Annotated in this window: 17 protein-coding genes; 6 read left to right on the top strand and 11 right to left on the bottom strand. The window is 40.2% G+C overall.

Going from position 1 to position 17,188, the window contains the following annotated elements:
- Window position 1: 1 nt before the first annotated feature.
- Window positions 2–265 (top strand): 30S ribosomal protein S18, encoded by a 264-nt coding sequence (gene rpsR, locus PF327_RS06975; protein ID WP_289401866.1) that lies wholly within the window; start codon window positions 2–4, stop codon window positions 263–265.
- Between the two features lie 544 nt (window positions 266–809).
- Entirely contained in the window at window positions 810–1,073 is a 264-nt protein-coding gene (rpsR, locus tag PF327_RS06970; protein WP_008245396.1) for a 30S ribosomal protein S18, read from the top strand.
- A gap of 129 nt (window positions 1,074–1,202) precedes the next feature.
- Here rpsR (PF327_RS06970) and PF327_RS06965 read toward each other — a convergent pair whose 3' ends face one another.
- A complete protein-coding gene (locus PF327_RS06965) occupies window positions 1,203–3,191 on the bottom strand; it encodes a molybdopterin oxidoreductase family protein (protein WP_289401865.1) in 1,989 nt (662 codons plus the stop codon).
- Window positions 3,192–3,358: 167 nt separating this feature from the next.
- Between PF327_RS06965 and PF327_RS06960 the strand changes: the two genes are divergently transcribed.
- The 4 genes from PF327_RS06960 (at window position 3,359) to PF327_RS06945 (ending at window position 7,862) form a co-directional block, all read left to right on the top strand.
- Window positions 3,359–4,735, top strand: coding sequence for a CmpA/NrtA family ABC transporter substrate-binding protein (locus PF327_RS06960; protein WP_289401864.1), 1,377 nt, complete (start codon window positions 3,359–3,361; stop codon window positions 4,733–4,735).
- Window positions 4,736–4,907: 172 nt separating this feature from the next.
- Complete coding sequence (gene ntrB, locus PF327_RS06955) at window positions 4,908–5,723, top strand: nitrate ABC transporter permease (protein WP_289401863.1); 816 nt, start codon at window positions 4,908–4,910, stop codon at window positions 5,721–5,723.
- Window positions 5,723–6,520: an ABC transporter ATP-binding protein gene (locus PF327_RS06950; protein ID WP_289401862.1), complete on the top strand. Its 798-nt coding sequence runs from the start codon at window positions 5,723–5,725 to the stop codon at window positions 6,518–6,520. Before ntrB ends, PF327_RS06950 begins: the two co-directional genes overlap by 1 nt.
- A 94-nt stretch (window positions 6,521–6,614) precedes the next feature.
- On the top strand, window positions 6,615–7,862 hold the full coding sequence (locus PF327_RS06945) for an alginate export family protein (protein WP_008245405.1): 1,248 nt from the start codon (window positions 6,615–6,617) through the stop codon (window positions 7,860–7,862).
- Window positions 7,863–7,919: 57 nt separating this feature from the next.
- On the opposite strand, the gene PF327_RS06940 is transcribed toward PF327_RS06945, so the two are convergent.
- The 10 genes from PF327_RS06940 to murC form a co-directional block, all read right to left on the bottom strand.
- Window positions 7,920–8,627, bottom strand: coding sequence for a class I SAM-dependent DNA methyltransferase (locus tag PF327_RS06940; protein ID WP_289401861.1), 708 nt, complete (start codon window positions 8,625–8,627; stop codon window positions 7,920–7,922).
- Window positions 8,620–9,240 carry an ATP phosphoribosyltransferase gene (hisG, locus tag PF327_RS06935; RefSeq protein WP_008245410.1) on the bottom strand — a complete coding sequence of 207 codons (621 nt, stop codon included), beginning with the start codon at window positions 9,238–9,240 and terminating at the stop codon, window positions 8,620–8,622. The genes PF327_RS06940 and hisG overlap by 8 nt, the downstream gene beginning before the upstream one ends.
- Window positions 9,234–9,869 (bottom strand): type III pantothenate kinase, encoded by a 636-nt coding sequence (locus PF327_RS06930; protein ID WP_008245411.1) that lies wholly within the window; start codon window positions 9,867–9,869, stop codon window positions 9,234–9,236. Before PF327_RS06930 ends, hisG begins: the two co-directional genes overlap by 7 nt.
- The gene (locus tag PF327_RS06925; RefSeq protein ID WP_289401860.1) at window positions 9,859–10,188 is read right to left on the bottom strand and encodes a hypothetical protein; all 330 of its coding nucleotides are present in this window, start codon (window positions 10,186–10,188) and stop codon (window positions 9,859–9,861) included. The genes PF327_RS06930 and PF327_RS06925 overlap by 11 nt, the downstream gene beginning before the upstream one ends.
- Window positions 10,185–11,009: a tyrosine-type recombinase/integrase gene (locus tag PF327_RS06920; protein ID WP_008245413.1), complete on the bottom strand. Its 825-nt coding sequence runs from the start codon at window positions 11,007–11,009 to the stop codon at window positions 10,185–10,187. Before PF327_RS06920 ends, PF327_RS06925 begins: the two co-directional genes overlap by 4 nt.
- A complete protein-coding gene (locus tag PF327_RS06915) occupies window positions 11,002–12,015 on the bottom strand; it encodes a hypothetical protein (protein ID WP_289401859.1) in 1,014 nt (337 codons plus the stop codon). Before PF327_RS06915 ends, PF327_RS06920 begins: the two co-directional genes overlap by 8 nt.
- Window positions 12,015–12,593, bottom strand: a complete 579-nt coding sequence (locus PF327_RS06910) for a hypothetical protein (RefSeq protein ID WP_289401858.1) — start codon at window positions 12,591–12,593, stop codon at window positions 12,015–12,017. The genes PF327_RS06915 and PF327_RS06910 overlap by 1 nt, the downstream gene beginning before the upstream one ends.
- A 66-nt stretch (window positions 12,594–12,659) precedes the next feature.
- Window positions 12,660–14,882 (bottom strand): endonuclease MutS2, encoded by a 2,223-nt coding sequence (locus tag PF327_RS06905; protein WP_289401857.1) that lies wholly within the window; start codon window positions 14,880–14,882, stop codon window positions 12,660–12,662.
- Window positions 14,883–14,982: 100 nt separating this feature from the next.
- Window positions 14,983–15,774, bottom strand: coding sequence for a DUF481 domain-containing protein (locus PF327_RS06900; RefSeq protein ID WP_289401856.1), 792 nt, complete (start codon window positions 15,772–15,774; stop codon window positions 14,983–14,985).
- A 95-nt stretch (window positions 15,775–15,869) separates the two neighbouring features.
- Complete coding sequence (gene murC / locus PF327_RS06895; protein WP_289401930.1) at window positions 15,870–17,186, bottom strand: UDP-N-acetylmuramate--L-alanine ligase; 1,317 nt, start codon at window positions 17,184–17,186, stop codon at window positions 15,870–15,872.
- Between the last annotated feature and the right edge of the window lie 2 nt (window positions 17,187–17,188).

The following is a 17,188-nucleotide window of genomic DNA, read 5'->3' as shown; positions in this document are numbered from 1 at the left end:
CATGGCAGAAAGAAGAAAATTTAAAAAAAGATTTTGTAAATATTGTGAATCAAAAGTAGACTTTATAGACTACAAAGACTTGGGATTACTTAAATTCTCACTAAGTGAGAGATTTAAAATCATGCCAAGAAGACTCACTGGTAACTGTAAAAGACATCAAGAGCTTGTAACAGGCGCGATCAAAAGAGCTAGACAAACAGCACTTATTCCGTATATCGTAGATAGAAAGAATGTTGTTGAAAATCCATTTGAAAACCTTAAATAGTTTTTTAACTATTTTAGATTTCAAATTACTTCCCATTATCTTAATGGGAATATATCCTTTTAATATCACAAATATCTCATTAATTTCAAAATAAATTAACATTGTCAATTTTTAGAATGTATCTACTTAAACTTTACCTCAAAAGAAAGTCTTGCATAAACATAAGCAACATCATGGTTTCAATAAGTGTAAATTCATAGAAATTAATATAGCATAGTATATTAATTTTACCAATACATATTTTTGGTTTTTGTGTTTATACACAACCAAGTGTCTACTGTGCCTCTATAATTTATTATCTAGGAAATCTTGAAAAACACAGTCTCTACCTAAAGAGTATTTTTTTAATCTACTCCTGCATGGAGAGGTTTATAAAAAATATTCTATGATCACTTATAGTGTAAATATAATTAGTTATTTTTTCCAAAATAATTGAATTTATTTACATTTAATATAATAATCTTATCTTAAAACCGTGTAAATAAGGTTTATATACAGTTATTTACACTATATTTGTTATACATACCCTTTTTAGGAGAACACCATGGCAGAAAGAAGAAAATTTAAAAAAAGATTTTGTAAATATTGTGAATCAAAAGTAGACTATATAGACTACAAAGACTTGGGATTACTTAAATTCTCACTTAGCGAGAGATTTAAGATCATGCCAAGAAGACTCACTGGTAACTGTAAAAGACACCAAGAGCTTGTAACAGGGGCAATCAAAAGAGCTAGACAAACAGCACTTATTCCGTATATCGTAGATAGAAAGAATGTTGTTGAAAATCCATTTGAAAACCTTAAATAGACTATAACCAATATTCTATATCTAAGCGTTGTCCTCAACATGTTGAGGACAACCACCACTTAATATCTTATTTAACATTCCCCCTCTAACTCAAATAATACATATACCATCGTTTTACCAAAAGTTGTACTAAGCATCACTTATCCTTTCTATCATAACTGCATTATGATTATAGTCAGGCTGCAGGGATTCTCTGTCAAGCAGATCATTCGTCAGATAGTTGATCTCACGGTTACTTATCGGTATGAAGATAGATTTTTCATACACATCCTTTGTGATCAGCGCTTTTGTAATGAGCTCTCCTCTTTTAGAGATCACTTTGATCGTATCTTCATTCTGAATACCTAATTTTTGGGCATCATGAGGATGGATCTCACAAAAGTTCAGCGGTTTATGTGTAAGCAATGTCTGAGGAAGATTTGTTTTGGTACCACTATGCCATTGATCTCTTGTTCTCCCTGTCAAAAGTAAAAAAGGAAACTCCAAACTTGTCTTTTCGCTCTTTAACTTGTTTTCTACAAAGAACAGGTTTCCCTTCTTGTCCGGCGTTAGAAAATGTTTGATCTTTTCACCCCACACAAACGGTTTGTAGGTAAGTGCATCATAGTCTGCTTCAGAGATATCCATATAGTCATTAAGTTTGGTCATCTTTTGATACTCTTCAAAGATCTCTTTTGGAGTCTCAAAATCAAATGCCTTACCAAAACCTAACGATTGTGCCAATAACTGAAATATTTCCCAATCAGGTTTACAGTCAATAGATGTACGGGTCAGACGTTCTTGTTTGGTTATGGTACGATCGAGATTGGTCTGTGTCCCCTCCTTTTCTCCCCAAGGGGCTGCAGGGAGCCTGATATGTGCATATTTGGCTGTTTCTGAATTATCATAGGCATTGATCTCAACGACCAAGGGGATCTTGGATAGTTGTTGTTCCACCCTTTTTCTATGAGGCAGATGATAGACAGGGTCCGTATGACAGATGATCAGGACATCCAGGTCTGCATCCAGCATCTGCGTTGCAGTCAGTCCAGGTTTGTTGTCTATCTTATCGGTTTTCCAAAACGTAGAGACCTTTTGAATACTCTCTTCATCAAAACCAAGATGTACCGCTAACATGGTAGAGAGCCCTCCCACTTCCCTTCCACCCATAGCGTTAGGCTGCCCGGTAAGGCTAAGGGGTCCATTCCCTTCTTTAAATATCTTTCCTGTAAGAAGATGGGTATTGAGCAGTGCCAGATTCTTGTCTACACCTTGTACAGACTGATTGAGTCCCATGGTCCATGCTGTAATGATGTTGTCACTCTCACTATAGAGTTCCCAGAATGTATCAAACGCTTCTTGTGTCAATCCTGTACGTTTGAGCATCTTGGTCACCGGTGCACGTTTGAACTTGTTCTTAAGCATTTCAAAATTGTTAATATGATCTGCCACAAACGCTTTATCGTATTTTTCTTCATCGATCAGGCGTTTGGATAGGAGATTGAAAAAGTCAATATCACTTCCCGGTCTGATCGGGAGATAGAGGTCCGCTATTTTCGCCGTATCTGTCCTTCTTGGGTCTATGACCACGACTTTCAAACCATTTTTCTTCGCTTTTTTTATACTATTATGAAAAACCACATGCGCTTCGGCCGTGTTTGCACCGGTTAATATAAGCAGATCAGACTTGAAAATATCATTCATTCTTACGGGTACAAAGTCTGCTCCTATCGCCTTTTTGTACGCAACCACCGCACTTGCCATACAGGTACGGCTATTGGTATCTACATTATTGGTACCGAGAAAACCTTTTGCAAGTTTATTGGCAATATAATAATCCTCTGTTAAAAGTTGTCCGGACAGATAAAAACCTATCTTATCTTTAGAAGTTCTTTTGATACGATCCGTGATCAATGAGATCGTTTCTTTCCAGTCAGAAAGCACAAATGGCTCATCCAGTGCCTCTCTCATATGTGGTCTTAATAACCTTGTAGGTGTCTGCATACTTACCAGTTCCGAGATGCCCTTGGAACAGAGGTTTCCCTGATTGGTAGGATAGGCTAGATTCCCTATGAGCTGTTTCTCATCATATTCCAAACCACAACCTACACCACAATATCCGCATACTGATTTGATCATTTTACTTACCTCAAATTACTTTTTCTTTCCCCTATTCTAACCATACTTTAATGTAAAGTTAAGTTTAAATTGATTAAAAATTAATCATTTAATTGATTAAATAATATATATTTATATGATACTATTTTCATACAAAAACATTTTAATGAAAATTTAAGGAGTACAAAATGTTAAAAAAAGCTTTGAAGCTCGGATTAGGTCTCTCGTTGGTCACTACTGCTCTACTCGCAGATATAGAAAAGAAAAAATTGAAGATAGGATTTATTGCACTGACTGACTGTGCACCTATCGTTATTGCAAAAGAAAAAGGATTCTTTGAAAAATATGGTTTGGATGTGCATGTAGCCAAAGAGGGTGGAGGATGGCCCGGGATCCAACAAAAAGTGATCAGCGGAGAGTATGACTTTTCTCACGCACTTGCAGGTATGCCAATCGCTGCGACACTTGGCATCAATGGAAATGCGCACTTGCAAGCCCTGCTCTCTTTAGATTTTAATGGCAATGGTATCACCTATGGAAATAATATCATTAAAGAGATGGAAAAGTATGGTATGGATCAGACAAAAAGACCCTTAGGTTCAGAGTCACTGAAAAAATATATCGATGCCAAACATCAAGCGGAAGGTGCCAACTATCAACCACTGAACTTTGGAATGGTACACCCGGTTTCCACACACAACTATGAACTGAGATACTGGATGGCGAGTTCGGGTATCAAACCTGATGAGGATACAACGATCAAACCTTTCCCTCCTCCTACCATGCCTTCCAATCTGATCGCAGGCAATATCGAGGGGTATTGTGTTGGAGAACCTTGGAACGAACGTATCGTACTCAAGAAAAAAGGTTCCACACTGGTAACCAACTATGATATCTGGAACAATAACCCTGAAAAAGTACTTCAAGCCAGAGCAGATTTTGTTGAGAAATACCCCGAGACGACGAAAGCAGTGATGAAAGCGGTCATTGAAGCACAAATGTGGCTGGATGAGAGCTGGGAACACAGAAAAGAAGCAGCGAAAATACTTAGTAAACCAAACTACGTAAAAGCACCGGTCAAAGTCCTAGAGAAATCTATGACCGGTACCTTCCAGTATCTCAAAGGACAAGATTCCGAGCCAAACCCTATGTTTAACGTTTTTGCCAATTACTATGCGGCCTACCCTTTTTACAGCCATGGCATGTGGTTCATCACACAGATGTATCGCTGGGGACAGCTGGATAAAGCGGTCGATATGAAAGAAGTGATCGAAAAAGTCTACAGACCTGATCTTTTTGCCGAGGCTGCAAAAGAAGTCAACTACTCTCTACCGCCTAGTCCATGGAAAATAGATGGTGTGGATGAATATAACAAGTTCATGGATGGCAAGGTCTATGATCCCAATAAAGCTGTGGAGTATATCTATAGTTTCGATGTAACCAATCCAACAGTAAGCAAAGAGGAGCTTATGAAGGCAAATACCTGGACGGTGACGACCAAACAACCTGATTATGTTTGCCCCTACGGTCCTGCAGGATGTGCGGATCCTAAGTATGTGCAATAGATACGTCAAAAATTCACGAAGAATACAAAGCTGAATGCTTTGTATTTATACGTGCCTGAAGTGAAAGTACGTCCAGTTATTTCCTTGAATAATATTCATGCTTCAGGTACCTATAAATATAAAATAGAACGAAGTGTCCGGAACAAACAGGACATACAATAAAAGGAAAAAAATGAAAAACGAACTTGCTAAAAAGATCATCTTGCCCATGATGGTGTTTTTTGCCATCATCATGGTCTGGTCATTGATTGCAAACAACGTTGAGGACTTCCCTACACCGAGTGATACCTATGTATCTGCTTTTGGCGGGGTGAATGCTGACGGGGATGAGATTGTAGGAGTACTTTCCGATCCGCTCTATATCGCAAACGAGGATGACAAAGGGATCCTCTGGCAGATATTTGCTTCCTTACAGAGGGTATTTGCAGGGTTTTCGCTTGCTATCATCGTTGGTGTACCTTTGGGATTATTTATCGGTATGAGTAAAAATGCACAGTATGCCTTTGATCCGTTCATTCAGATCTTTAAACCTGTTTCACCTCTGGCCTGGCTACCGCTGTTGCTTTTTATCTTCCAAGATATCAATTTGACAGCGATCTCGACGATCTTTGTCACCTCTATCTGGCCGATCATTATCAACACTGCTTTGGGGGTACGCAATGTAAGCGAGGATTATATGAATGTGGCAAAAGTCTTACAGTTCAGTCCTATAAAAAAGATAACAAAGATTATTTTACCCGTAGCCGTACCCTTTATCTTTACAGGTATGAGACTTTCTTTGGGAATTGCATGGCTGGTGATCGTAGCAGCAGAGATGCTTACAGGTGGTATAGGTATCGGTTTCTGGATCTGGGATGAATATAATAATCTGAATTATCATAATATCATCATCGGTATCATCATCGTAGGTATTGTCGGTTTTATACTGGATCTTGTGATGGGGATCATCGCAGATTTTTTTGACTATAGAAAAAAAGGAAGAGCATAATGGGTGAACAAAAGTTTTTACAGTTAGAAAATATTGAAAAAAGATTTCCAATCCCGGGAAAAGAGGATTATATTGCTGTGACCGATGTCGATATAGTGATCAAAAAAAATGAGATCATCTCTATCATAGGACACAGCGGGTGCGGTAAATCTACATTGCTCAATATGATCTCTGGTCTCGATGGCCAGACAGAAGGCCATATATTTTTACAGGGTAAAGAGGTCAAAGGTCCAGGACCTGATCGTGCAGTAGTGTTTCAAAACCATTCATTACTTCCATGGCTCAGTGTCTATAAAAACATAGAAATGGCAGTCAAACAGGTCATGCCCGATCTCAATAAGCAAGAGCTCCAACAGAGGGTAGAAAAATTTATCACCATGGTCAACCTTGATCATGCCAAAGATAAACTTCCTGATGAGATCAGTGGAGGTATGAAACAACGTGTCGGTATAGCAAGAGCACTTGCAATTAAACCTAAAGTACTTTTGATGGATGAACCTTTCGGTGCATTGGATTCATTGACCCGTGCCAACTTGCAGGAGCATCTCATGAGGATACAACAGAATGTACAGAACACGGTCATCATCATTACACATGATGTGGATGAAGCCGTACTGCTAAGTGACAGGGTCATTATGATGACCAATGGTCCTGCAGCCACGATCGGAGAAATACTTGAAGTGAATCTTCCTCGTCCCAGAAACAGGGTAGAACTTCAACATGATCCTGAATATATCAGATGTAGGGAAGCCATCCTCAGCTTTCTTTATGAAAAATTTGCCAAGGAGGATGAGTAACATAGAAAAAATTATTTGCCTAGGGCATCGTATGACCATCATGCAGTTTTAAACATCATGTTTATTCAATCCATCATATATAAAAGGGAAAAAAATGAAAAAAACCGTACTACTCTCACTCGTAACATCTACACTTATCATGGCAGGCGGATCTATCGCACCGGTTGAACCGACCGTTGAGACAACAACAGAAACAGAAATAGGGATCTTCAACGACGTAAAATTCAGCGGTGAACTTCGACCGCGTTATGAATTTGCCGATGACAGTGTGAAGGATGAAGCCAATGCGTTTACCACACGTTTTGCACTTGGTGTAAAGACCGGACTTGCAGGTATTGAGGGGCTGAGTGCTTTTGGACAGATCATGGCAGTGACGAATTTCGGATATGACGAATATGCTCCGGAGCAGCCGGGATATGCATTGATCGCTGATCCACAAAATTCACGTGTGACACAGGCGTATCTTGATTATAAAATGGGTGATACCACCCTACGTGCAGGACGCCAGATGGTGAACCTGGATGACCAGAGATTCATAGGTGCCGTAGGATGGAGACAAATGCCTCAAACCTATATGGGCTATACCTTAACCAATAGCTCCATAGAAAACCTGGATCTTATGGCAATGTATGTGACAGATCGTTATGGGGTGACGGATGCACTCACGACAGGAACAGAATCTGTATTTCTTCATGCCGACTACAAGGCAATGCCTGAACTGAAACTTTCTGCGTATGGGTACCTCTTAGGTCACCAAGCATTTGGAAGTGATACCTATGGGTTAATGGCTTCAGGAAAAGTAGGGATGTTCAACTATATTGCAGAGGCTGCTACACAGCAAGATGCAAGCATGGAATATGAAAGTATGGGGAAGCCTGATGTAGATGCAATGTATTTCAGAGGGGATATCAGTACGAACTACAACGGGTTTATTATTGGAGCAGCCTATGAATCACTCGGAGATGCAGACGGAAATACACATGGATTCACCACACCGCTTGCAACACTGCACAAATGGCAAGGGTTTGCTGATGTCTTTCTTGGATATTCTGCTGTAAGTAATACATATGGATTGGATGATATTTATGGAAAGGTAGGATATGTGAGTCCTAAATTTGGTAAACTACTTGCGATCTACCATACTTTCACTACACAGGAGACAGACGGTATACTAAGTGATGATGCAGGAAGTGAACTGGATCTACTTTATACTTATAATTTCTCTAATGGTCTGAACTTTCTGGCAAAAGCAGCTTTCTTCTCTGGAGAAACAGACTCTGTCATCGGTGCAGCACAAAATGATGTGACCAAGTATTGGGTACAGTTAGACTATAAATTTTAATCTCTCTCAGACAAAGTCCGTCTTATAGAACGGACTTTGTGATAAAAACACTCTCCCTTACACTTTTCTCAATACAAGAAACGCTTTATCCGCTTCTTCAAGCTCATAAAGATTGACATCATCACTCTGGACCAGTTCCAAACCACTTAACCTCACTATCTCATCTATCGTATGATAGTATTGCCTAATGGTCTCCTGAGATTTTTTAAAATAGGTTCCCTCTTTTTCAAAAAGCGTGAACTCGGCATGGTACTCACCCTCTTCAAAGTCACTGTCCACCGTTAAAAATCTCTCTTCATCATCCACGATATAAGAGCCTACGGCGACATTCTCAAAACCATGCAGCGTGTTGATATCACACAAAAAATACCCACCATCGTTTAGATGCGCTTTGACACACCCCAGAAATCGTTCCAACTCTGCTTTATCCAGATAGTTCACCATATCAAACACCGCTGTCACTACATCATATTGGCCATCTAGATCGCATAGGTCCACACACTGGGCATCATACCCTTGTTCAAGTGTTCTTGAAACCATAAGGGGACTGAGGTCTATCCCTTTGACCTCTGGTATCTCTAAGGCACCCTGTATCTGACGCAAGAAATCTCCAGAGCCACATCCCACATCCAAAAGGGTCTCAAAATCTATCGTGTTTAAAAAAAGAAGGTAATAGGCATAGAGACTCGGAGCAGCCTCTTTGACACCAAGAAGATCCTCTACTTTTGCATAGAGGTCAAGAGAGTCTGAAGTAGAATTAGCCACGGCTCTCTACAACAGCTTTGATCTTTTCATATAAAGAGAGAATCTCTTCTTTCTTTCCATAAAAACTGTTCTTGTTTGAGATCAAATGTGCAGAAGAGTCCATGATATCTTCAGCCACTTTCAATCCGTTCTCTCTCATCGTTGAACCTGTTTCAACAATGTCCACGATAGCATCAGCCAAACCGACAAGCGGTGCCAATTCTATAGATCCGTAAAGCTTCACCACTTCCACACCTACGGCTTTTTGTGCAAAGTAGTTTTTAGTGATATTGACCATCTTTGTTGCCACTTTGATGTTAGGCCGGGACCAGTCCAGTTCATCTTCATTTTTGATACCGATCGCCACTTTACATTTCCCTAACTGCATATCCAGAAGCTGAATAATATCCAACTCTTTTTCGGTAATGACATCAAGTCCGACCACACCGATATCTGCTGCACCGTGTTCTACATACGTCGGTACATCCTGGTTACGTACATTTAAAAAACGGAACTCTCCCCTATCCAAGATGAGTTCTCTCCCTTCGAACTTAAATTCTCCACCGAAAATTTCAGCAAATATCTCAAGTGTCTGTTCTGCGATTCTTCCCTTTGGAAGTGCTACTGTTAACATATCTCTGATTCCTTCATCACTTTCCGCATCCCGTTAAATACCAACATTTCATCATACGTGGCTTCTTCAAAAAAACTTGATAAAAATTTTCCGTCTCCACCGGTAAAATAAAGCGTTTTACCATCACTATGCTTATCTATGAGTGCTTTTATAGACGCGATTATACCATAGCTTATCCCATCTTTAGTTGTAGAGGGTAATTGCTCTAAGGATATCGTTTCATTCAGCTCTGTCTCTAAGACCGGAGAGATAGAAGCATATGCCTGCAACATTGCTTTTAACCCGGGGAATATAAATCCGCCCCTATACTTTCCCTCTTGCATTACATCAACTGTGATTGCGGAACCTGCATCCACAAAAATACCGTTTTCATGACTCAAACAGAGTGCTCTTCGATCAACACCCATCGTCTCATAAGCACCATCCAAGTGGATCTGTGGTGAGATATTTTTCCATATGGAAATATTTTCTATAGTACTGTTCAAGTGTTGTTTGACCGAAATATAACAGAGTCTCTCTTGGCTATATTTGGCAATTGCCTCATCATAAGACAAATGCTCTACTTTAGAGCCATTATAGATATGAAAATGGGTATTTCCAATATCTGCAAGTAATACCTTACCCTTCATGCCATACCTTCCAGCCGTTCTCTTCAAGTATCGCTTTAGCATGTGAACATAAGGGTGCTTTGATCACTATGTATTTTTTAGTGATCTTGCTGCCGATATATTTTTCAGCTTTTTCATGCAATTCTATGAGGTCAACTGCTTCTTTCCGAAGTACCCTGCTCTTCTTTTCAAGTTCTATCACCAATGCATAATACCCCTTCAGGTCAACACCTAAATGAAGTGTAACCTTTTTACGGGAACCTAGCTCTTTTGGCAGGATCTCTTTGAGTGATTTAAAAATAATATCTTTCTGGTTCAGATATTCAACCAATGCTTTCATGATACTCCTTTTAAGGGATGATAACTCTTCATGGTCTCGGACAGATTCTGTTTTTGGATATGTGTATAGATCTGTGTCGTCTCTAGAGAACTGTGACCTAACAACTCCTGCACCACTCGCAAGTCTGCCCCACCGATGATCAGCGATGAAGCAAAAGAGTGCCGTAATACGTGAGGTGAGACACCCAAATACTTTTTGACAATTTTATATGCAGAGATACGGCTGAGGGTATCTCCTTTGTAATTCAGCCAAATATAACTGCTTCCCATGTCTTGTTCTTTCATATACTTCTCCAATGCCTGCACAGCGATAGGTGCAAGAGGCACGATACGTTCTTTTTCCCCTTTGGCAAAACGTATCTTCAGCCACCCGTCCACGATATCACTTCGCTGCACATTCAATGCTTCGGAAATACGACAGCCGCTGGCATACAAAAAGAGTATCAGTGCATAATCACGCAGTCCCATGAGCTTACTTCTGTCAATGTGCTTTAAACCTTCTAATATCTCTTCACTGCTCATATACTTGGGTAGATTTTGGGGTACTTTTGCCATAGGGATCTTGATCTTTTCATGTTTGAAATCCTGTTTATGGCAAAAATCGAAAAAAGCATTGATAGAGGAGAGTTTTCTGTTGAGTGTTCTTTTGTTCTCAAAGGTAGATAAAAATTTCAGTATATCCGTAGTATCGAGGTTCGTTAGTGTTGTTTGAGTGACCTCTTCAAGTTGGGAAAGGTCGCCTAAATAAGAAGAGATCGTAAGGGTATCCAGCGCCTTTGTGACACTGAGATACTCTTCGAAAGCTGTCAGAAGATCACTCATAACCTAGTTTAGAGAGTTCAATAATATCACCGTCTTTATAGAGCTTTGTTCCACTGATGAATGCCGGTTCACCAACTTCTCCAAGATCATAGATCTTGTGCTTTGTCAAAGCACTGTCCATTACTATCAAGGATCCTCCCTGGTCTAAACCATACACCCTGCCATCAAACGCTGTTGCTACAGAGTAGTGTGCGAATTTGTACTTTGCTTCTCCCACTTTCTCAAGATCATGATTCAGAGCAAGTATCTCTCCCTCTTTGGTAAAGAGATAGATGGTATCGTTATCATATGCCACTTCAGAGATATTTGCACTATACTCCATTTGACCGCCACTTCCTAAGGTAAGCAGCCTTTTTGGCGTTGCAGCGATCATTGTATTGCCTTTACGAGACAGATAGATAATATTGTTAAATGCTTTTTCCGTACTGAGATAGACCACTTTGGCATTCTCACTGTCTTCAATGTTGACAATAATGAGTTTCCCGTCAAGCATAGGCATGACGACCAAACCATCGATAAAGATCGGACTTGCCGCTCTTGTATCAATGGCAAATGTGGCCTCAGATCGACTCTCAACCACTTTTCTATTATCTGCCATGTTATAAATACCAAAGGTATTGCTGTTGAGAATATATGCGATCACACCATTGTGGATCGTTGCAGAAACCACAGGAACTTTGAGAGATACAGCACGTACCGTCTCTTTTGTTTTTTTATCAATGATCTTTAAAATACCCTCAGTATTTGTAGCCAGTATATGGCTATCATTTTCATTTAAAAATCTATACCCTTCACCAAGGTTGACAGTGCTTAACCCTTCTTTACTGATATATTGGCCGCTTTTAAGTGTCCCTCCCTCACGACTGAGATCACTCATACTTCCACCGTACGAAGTAGATGCATTGGATGCGGAGAATGTCTGTTCAGGTTCAAAATATTTTTTGCTACTGCATCCTGAAAAGAGTAGTGCTGCTACTGCAAATGTAAGTAGTGACAACCCCTTCATTAGTTTGCCTTTACAGTAGAGTGCATAAGGAACTCTCTGATCACTGAAAGAGAGGAACGATCATCTATAAGCTCCAATTTATTTTGAGCTTTTTTTACATCACCTGCAAGGATTGACAAATAGGCTTCTTCAAACAGTGCCATCTCTTTATAGAGCTTTGACTCCACAGGTTTTTTATTGAGCACGCCTACTGTATAACCACTTGCATCAGCGATCACACTGTTTGTACTTGTACTCAAAGACTCTAACCCTTTGATATCTTCTTTTTTCACTGCTTGCGCATAAGTGTAAAGCTCTAAAAGTGCCGGATTGTTCTCTTGAAGCACCTTAAGAGCATTGGCATCCTCACTGTTATTCTGCAGTGTCAAGAAAGCTTCGTTTGCTTTTTCAAGCTTTGCTTCATGCAGCGCACCCATCACAGCTTCTCCACCAAAAAAGAGAATAAGTACGACAATCACACCCCACAAATGAAACTTGTATTTTTTATACAGTGATTCCAGCTTAAAAGCACTCTCAAGGACCTTTTCATCACCACTTAACTCTCTCTTTACATAATTCACATCATCTTTAATGCCCACGTAGCTCTCCTGCAACATTTTTATGCATATATTATACCTTCTGGAGTTAAAAGAGGGGTTATAGTTCTATAGTTCGACGACTGTAATGCCTAAGTTTCCGGGAAGTCTATAGAATTTCTGTATCTTGGGATGTTTTTTAAGATACTCTGTTACCAGTTTGGCTAACACACCCCCGCCCGTACCGTGAATGATCTGTACTTCATGCAGTCCGTTCACCAGGGCATCAGAGAGAAATTTATCCACGGTGTCTATAGCTTCATCTGCATACATACCGAGCAGTTTGACTGAAACAGATGCCCCTGACTTTTCAACATTGACATTGACCTCTTTGGCTTTAGGTTTAACTTTTATCTGAGGGGTATCTCCTCTTCTTTTGAGTTGCCCCAAAGGTACTCTCATCTTCAATCCGTCTACGATGATCGTCGCATCTTTACCACGGATAGCCACGATCTCTCCTTTGTGAGAACGGTACTTCACCTTATCACCCTCTTTGAGCGGAACTTCATCTTTGAGTTTCACCTCTTTTTGCTTGAATTCTTTGCGCTGATGTGCCACGTTCAAAAGTCGTCTTCCTTCTGCTGACTCTTGTGCCCTCAACGCTTCTCTTGCTTTTTTTGTCGCTGCATTATAACGGTTTTCAAGGGTTGCAAGAGCTTTTCTATGACTCTCCTGAAGCTTCAGCTCTTCATCCTGGAGTCTCTGTTTTTGTCTCTCTACAGATTTTAACTCATCATCTATTGTTGCGATCTTCATACGCATTTCACGCTCAAGTGAGGTAGATTTTTCTATGAGTTCATTAAGGTTTTCTTTATCCTCTCCATAGACTTTTTTTGCTTTGTTCACGATAGCTGCAGGTACACCGTAACGTTGCGCTGTCTCAAAAGCATAACTCTTTCCTATACTTCCCTGTAAAAAAGTATAGGTAGGTACCCTTTTCTCTTCATCATACAGTGCTGCGATGAGTTCCACCTCATCATCACCTGCCATCAGTGAAGCCAAACGTTTATGGTGTGTCGTCACGATGAAGGTGATACCTTTTTTTCGTAATTCATCTAACATCACGCGAAAGAGACTGGCTGCCTCGTCACTGTCTGTACCCAGCTCTATCTCATCAACCCCTACGATGGCATCCTCTTTGCTGAAGAGTTTTGCAAACTCCTGCATACGTCCCGCAAACGTGGAGATATCATTTTTAACCGATTGGGGATCATCGATGACCGCTTCTATGCTTTTGTAATGTCCGACCTCTGTTTGTGCTGCATTGCACTTGAAAGGTAGCAGATACTTACTCATGTAGACTGCCGAGAGCATGGACTTGAGAAGCATCGTTTTACCACCGGCATTGACCCCTGTGACAAGCATGATCTTTTTGGAGAAATCCATCGTGATGGGTACGGGGTTCTCTATGGCAGGGTGTGCAAAATCCTGCAATTTAATACGTTTATGTTTAGAGGGTAAAACAAACTCATACTCTTTGGCTCGTGCAAAACTGACACGTGCTTGATAGTGGTCAAATCTGTCATACTCTTTGTTGATGAATCCCAAGAAACGTTCCCACTTGAAAAAAACCGCTGAAATGTTTTTACAATAGGTGTAGATCATCTCCTCTTTTTTACTAAGCAGTGCAGACTCTTTCTCTTTTAAATGGGTGATACTCTGCGGAATGATATAAAAAAAACCGCCGGGGCTACGTGCAGCTACGGTAGCCTTGATCGCATTGTTAAACCCTCCACGTACCAGTAGGGTCTCTTCTCCTCCGTTAAAGTGTACCTGGGTGTCCACAAGATAATCTCTGAGCTTGCTGGAGTGTGCCAGCTTATAAAGTGTCTCTTTGATCTCTATCTTGTTTTGCTTGATAGCACGTTCCAGTTTAAAAAGTTCCTGATCACGCTCAGCATTGATCTCACCTTCAGCTGTGAAGTAGCCTATGATATCGATGATCTCTTCAGGAATCTCTATCCCTTGTATCCAGGAGATAAGAGGTTCTGTAAAACCTACCGTCTTTAAGGTATTGAAGTAAGAGATCATAGTGATAAAGGCATAGATCTCATCCAGTGAGAGGACCCCTTGCTTTTTGATCAGATTGAGTTCTCTCTCTAGATTCGGTACGGGGTTTGGTGTAGGAAATTGTACTTTGGAAAGTGCCTGTATATAACGATAATGCTGGTTGATATCTCCCATCATCGCTACAGGTTTTTCTCTGGCTAAAAACTTTTGGAACTGCTGGGTATACCCATCCAGGTCCAGTTTTTGTATGATCGTTTTTTCGCTTGATTTTTCTATTGGCACGTCTAAAGTTCCTCAATTTGCTAAATATCCGAATTATAGCGAATTTTATGTAGGTTGAAAAAAGTGTATCTACCCTTTCAGATGTACGCACTATAAAAAATTAAAAATTGTATCCCACTTTGATGATTGTTTTGGTATCTGTCGTTTCAAATCCTATAGGAGGAAGATTGTCATAGCGTATTTCTTCTTCCAGATTGACATTGATATCCTCAGCGACTGCAAAAGTTAAGCCTGCTACAGCCAAGACTTCATAGTCATCTGAAAAGTTTTCGAAGTTTTCAAGCGCACCTAGTTTGACATAGAGTGCACTTACTTTATTAAGCTGATTGGTATACTCTAGATACTGGTTGAATGAAAAGAAGTTTTCATCTGGCTGATCATTACTGTATTCTTCTATGTTGTAAGCAATACCTGCTCTGAGTTTGAAAATATGCTGACCGTCATCAAAGAGCTTTTTCCCCACACCTGCAGCTATAGAAGACTTATTATCATAGTCTCTAAATTTATTTCTTAACCAATGTACAGAACTATAGACCAACCATTTTTCAACAACAAACTGTTCGAGTGCAAGATTTGCAGTATACTCTTCATTATCTTTTACATTATTGTTCTCTGTCACAAATGCACTGGTATCAAACATGACTTGAAGTGGATTGTCGTTATATCCTGACATTGTAACAGAAAAGGTATATTTACCATTCAGGCTATATGTCTCTGTATTCCCTGTAACATTTGAAAAACCGATATTGATACTCTGCTTTAACACTTTACTCGCATTGAGCTTTTTATAGTTTGAGAAGGCTGATGCTACATTGGAGACCTTTACTTCACCTGCCATGACAACGACAGAAAGCAGTGAAGTCAATACTGAAAATATCTTTTTGTTCTTCATTTTATCCCTTATACGATTTAATTTTTAAATTGGGACTATAGCAAAATAAAGGTCAGAAGATGGTATTTTGCAGTAAAGTGAGTACAAGAGAAGCGTTATGCCTCTCCACGTATCTGGTACGTGATGTCCCCGGCACCGAAGGCTGTTACAAGTCCATCACTGTACTCTCGTATAATATGTCCGTCTTTAAAGACTTTAACAATCCCATCTTCTTTAGTCACAGAGTCTGCCATGAGAAGTTTATAGCGGCTGAATGCCCCTTTTAGGTCTATATCCACCTTTAATTCCCCGGCAGCCCAGATAGGGAGGATGACCAGTTCATCAACACCTTCAAAACACTCTACAAATCCTTGCAGGTTATCCATAGTTCGGCTGTACTTGTGGGGTTGCCAAATAACATTGAGTTTAGAGAATTGACGCAATCCTTTATAGGTTTGCAGGGATTCCATCGTCACCTTTATCTCTGTAGGATGGTGACCATAGTCATCTATCACCACACACTCTTCTCTATTTTGTACAATGTCAAAACGTTTTTTGATCCCTTTGTAGTGTAAAAGATTTGCTCTTATATCTTCTACCTCTTCACCCAGCTCTAAAGCACCCAATATCGCTAATGATGCATCTAACGCAATGTGATTTCCAAAACCGAATACTTCAAATGCCCCCAGGTCCAAAAGTTCGAATTTTGTATGGGGTTCCCCATCAACCAATACAAACTCTATGTTCTTGATGTCTTTGGAAGGATAAAGTTTAATGCTCTCCATCTCTAAAGAAGAGAGGAATTCATCTTCTGCATTGATGACTCGTATTTGCGCCAGTGACAAGAAGTTTCTATAGGCATTGTAAAAACGCTCTTCGTCATACCCGTAGTACTCCATATGTTCTGGTTCAACATTGGTCACGATTGCAAGATAAGGATTGGAGTTCAAAAAACTCTCATCACTCTCATCGGCTTCAAATACCACTTTGTTGTTCGGGTAATTCCGTACGTTTGAACCAAACTCTTTACTGATCGCTCCAATGAGCGCATTGGATTCAGGTATGATCGATGCGAGCATGGCAGAAGTCGTACTCTTACCGTGTGCACCACCCACCGCATAGACCTCTTTTTCACCCAGTATACTCTTGAGAGCTTCTTTGCGTGAAAGCAGTTCTATACCCAACTCTTTGGCTCTTTGATACTCAGGATTGTTGGGACGTACCGCCGCAGAGTAGATCACCCTGTCGACACCCTCAACCGCATCTTCATGGTGAGGGATAGTGATCTTCGCATTAAAGTTGGTTGCCAGATCATTGGTGATCTCTGTCTGTTTGATATCCGAACCGGAGATCTTATGTCCGTCATTAAAGAGAAACTTGGCCAAAGCAGAGAGTCCGATACCCCCGATACCGATAAAATGGATCTTTTTCATCA

Source organism: Sulfurovum xiamenensis, from assembly GCF_030347995.1.
Classification (GTDB): domain Bacteria; phylum Campylobacterota; class Campylobacteria; order Campylobacterales; family Sulfurovaceae; genus Sulfurovum; species Sulfurovum xiamenensis.
The sequence above is the reverse complement of the archived record's forward strand: the minus strand, read 5'-3'. Positions and strand labels throughout refer to the sequence as shown.

Bases quoted from the DNA above. Each gene is read 5' to 3' on its own strand.
- PF327_RS06915 (WP_289401859.1), bottom strand. From the start codon at position 12,015: ATGAAGGGGTTGTCACTACTTACATTTGCAGTAGCAGCACTACTCTTT.
- PF327_RS06945 (WP_008245405.1), top strand. From the start codon at position 6,615: ATGAAAAAAACCGTACTACTCTCACTCGTAACATCTACACTTATCATG.
- PF327_RS06950 (WP_289401862.1), top strand. From the start codon at position 5,723: ATGGGTGAACAAAAGTTTTTACAGTTAGAAAATATTGAAAAAAGATTT.
- PF327_RS06965 (WP_289401865.1), bottom strand. From the start codon at position 3,191: ATGATCAAATCAGTATGCGGATATTGTGGTGTAGGTTGTGGTTTGGAA.
- rpsR (WP_289401866.1), top strand. From the start codon at position 2: ATGGCAGAAAGAAGAAAATTTAAAAAAAGATTTTGTAAATATTGTGAA.
- murC (WP_289401930.1), bottom strand. From the start codon at position 17,186: ATGAAAAAGATCCATTTTATCGGTATCGGGGGTATCGGACTCTCTGCT.
- PF327_RS06960 (WP_289401864.1), top strand. From the start codon at position 3,359: ATGTTAAAAAAAGCTTTGAAGCTCGGATTAGGTCTCTCGTTGGTCACT.
- PF327_RS06930 (WP_008245411.1), bottom strand. From the start codon at position 9,869: ATGAAGGGTAAGGTATTACTTGCAGATATTGGAAATACCCATTTTCAT.
- PF327_RS06920 (WP_008245413.1), bottom strand. From the start codon at position 11,009: ATGAGTGATCTTCTGACAGCTTTCGAAGAGTATCTCAGTGTCACAAAG.
- hisG (WP_008245410.1), bottom strand. From the start codon at position 9,240: ATGTTAACAGTAGCACTTCCAAAGGGAAGAATCGCAGAACAGACACTT.
- PF327_RS06900 (WP_289401856.1), bottom strand. From the start codon at position 15,774: ATGAAGAACAAAAAGATATTTTCAGTATTGACTTCACTGCTTTCTGTC.
- rpsR (WP_008245396.1), top strand. From the start codon at position 810: ATGGCAGAAAGAAGAAAATTTAAAAAAAGATTTTGTAAATATTGTGAA.
- PF327_RS06925 (WP_289401860.1), bottom strand. From the start codon at position 10,188: ATGAAAGCATTGGTTGAATATCTGAACCAGAAAGATATTATTTTTAAA.
- ntrB (WP_289401863.1), top strand. From the start codon at position 4,908: ATGAAAAACGAACTTGCTAAAAAGATCATCTTGCCCATGATGGTGTTT.